1 protein-coding gene is annotated in these 1,462 nt (G+C 67.4%); it reads left to right on the forward strand.

The features are described from left to right. Positions 1-71: 71 nt before the first annotated feature. The gene (locus tag AB0G04_RS44170; RefSeq protein ID WP_360996746.1) at positions 72-1,460 is read left to right on the forward strand and encodes a transposase; all 1,389 of its coding nucleotides are present in this window, start codon (positions 72-74) and stop codon (positions 1,458-1,460) included. Positions 1,461-1,462 lie beyond the last annotated feature (2 nt).

Here is a 1,462-nt window from a genome sequence, read left to right on the forward strand (position 1 = left end):
TAGTAGGACTTTGTTAGGTCGGTACGGTGTGTCGCTTGTAGCTGTTGGGTGAAGGTGTTTGGCTGCGCGGCGTGGATGAGGGTGCGCTGGCTCGGGTTCGGGAGAGGTTGCAGGAGTTCGCGGCGCAGACGTTCGCGGGGTTGCCGCGGGTAGATCAGCGTGAGACGGGTTTGCGGTATCTGCGTGGACTGATGCTGGATGGACGGCGGAAGTCGATGCAGCCGATGGCTGCACGTCTTGGGGTGGATCATCAGCAGTTGCAGCAGTTCCTGACGTCCTCAACCTGGGACGTGACCGGGGTGCGGCGGCGGACGGCGACGACTGCGGTGCAGGTGGTGACGCCGGCCGTGTGGGTGGTTGACGACACCGGCTTCGCCAAGGACGGCTCGGCCTCGGCGTGTGTCGCTCGGCAGTACTCCGGAACGTTGGGCAAGGTCGGCAATTGCCAGATCGCTGTCAGCGTCCACGCGGCGTCCGACACCGCGTCGGCGGTGCTCGACTGGCGGTTGTTCGTCCCGGAGTCCTGGGACGAGACGTGCGTGCCCGACGAGGCCGGGAAGGTCGCCAACACCCACGCCCGCCGACTGCGACGGCAACCGGTCACCCTGGACGAAGCCGGGAAGAAGAAGCCGCACGTGCGCAAGCAGGTGCCCCGCGATGAACAGATCGCCCAGATTTTGCGGCGTCGGGCGGCGTCGAGAATCCCGGACGACGAACGCTACCGGCCGAAATGGCTGATGGCTCTGGAGATGCTCGACGAACTGGCCGGCTGGGGCCTACGACCGCCGCTGCTGACCGCCGACGCCGGTTACGGGCAGGTCGCCGAGTTCCGGCAAGGCCTGACCGACCGCAACATTGCCTACATTGTCGCGACCACCTCCAGTACCACCGCCCAACCCGGCCACGCCGAACCCGTCGCGGTAACCTATGCCGGAGTCGGAAAATATCCCACGCCGCGGTATCCGCACCCGGCCCGCAGCATCAAAGACCTCGCCCTCGACCACGGCGCCGAACAGGCCACACCGGTGCACTGGCGCAAACGGCTGCCCGCAGCCGGCACCGACGGCAACCGCAGCGCCGGCACCCTGTCGGGACACTTCTTCGCGCTACGGGTCCGGCCCGCCGGCAGAACCGTCCGCGAAGGCCTGCGCCCGCGCGGCGACGGCGTCCTGCCCGACTGCTGGCTGCTCGTGCAATGGCCACCCGGCCAGGACGAACCCACCGACTACTGGCTATCCGATCTACCCGCCGACACCGAGCTGACCGACCTGGTCCAGCTCGCGAAGAGCCGCTGGCGCATCGAACACGACTACCGCGAGCTCAAAACCGGCCTCGGTCTTGACCACTTCGAAGGCCGTTCCTGGATCGGCTGGCACCGCCACGTCACCCTTGCCACCGCCGCTCAGCTGTTCCTCACCCAGCTACGGCTGACCGACCCAAAAGCAGCAGGGCAGCCCTGAGC

This window comes from Actinoplanes sp. NPDC023801 (assembly GCF_040639655.1).
GTDB lineage: Bacteria > Actinomycetota > Actinomycetes > Mycobacteriales > Micromonosporaceae > Actinoplanes.